Source organism: Neisseria sp. P0021.S007 (assembly GCF_051956855.1).
On the sequence record NZ_JBQCXA010000521.1, the window covers coordinates 1 to 696 of the forward strand.

Annotated in this window: 2 pseudogenes; both read right to left on the bottom strand. The window is 46.0% G+C overall.

Going from position 1 to position 696, the window contains the following annotated elements:
* Positions 1 to 503 (bottom strand): annotated as a pseudogene (locus ACTHUR_RS14370) (hemagglutinin repeat-containing protein); the annotation flags it as partial.
* A gap of 114 nt (positions 504 to 617) precedes the next feature.
* A pseudogene (locus ACTHUR_RS14375) lies at positions 618 to 696 on the bottom strand (barstar family protein); the annotation flags it as partial.

Here is a 696-nt window from a genome sequence, read left to right on the forward strand (position 1 = left end):
GGGTGGCCGTCTGAAAGCGGTTTTTGCCTTCGTCTTCTGCGCTTTGGCTGCTGGTGATGATGCCGCCTTTGAGGTCTGTATGGTTTCCGACCTTGATTTGATAGCCGTCTTCTCCGGCATAAATACCGCTTTGCTCGGTTACCGAAGCATGGTCGGCTCGGATTTTGCTTTGGCTGTAATCGCCACTGGCACTGAAGCCATAACCTACGGTAACTTGTGCACTGGCGTTTTGTTGTTTGCTTTGATAGGTTTCAGTATCTTGAACACTTTCTATATGCAGGTTGCGCGTATCTGCCTGTACGCCTTTGCCGATAAGCTGCGCACCTTTGAGGGTGGTATCCCCGCCGTTTCGGATAATCGTTTTGCCGGCCGTGCTACCGATATGGGTGTGGCGGTGGGTTGCTTTTGTCTGATTGCTGTGGTGGCTTGTTGAAAGAAAGGTCGTCTGAAACTGTATTTGTTGTTTCAGACGACCCTCTTGGCTTAAACCCTGAGAACTGCATGCGTACGTTCCGTACACATGCTACTTGTTGAGTTTAAGTTTTATATGGGTTACGGCTTGCTTAATTGGCTTTGGGGAGTTTTAAGCCTGTGTACGTAATGTAATTAGGGTTTACTTACTCTAAAATATAATTAAATTTTTCTTCGAATCCATAATCCTCATCTTGTTTCTTAACTCTTTCTAGAACCTTTACT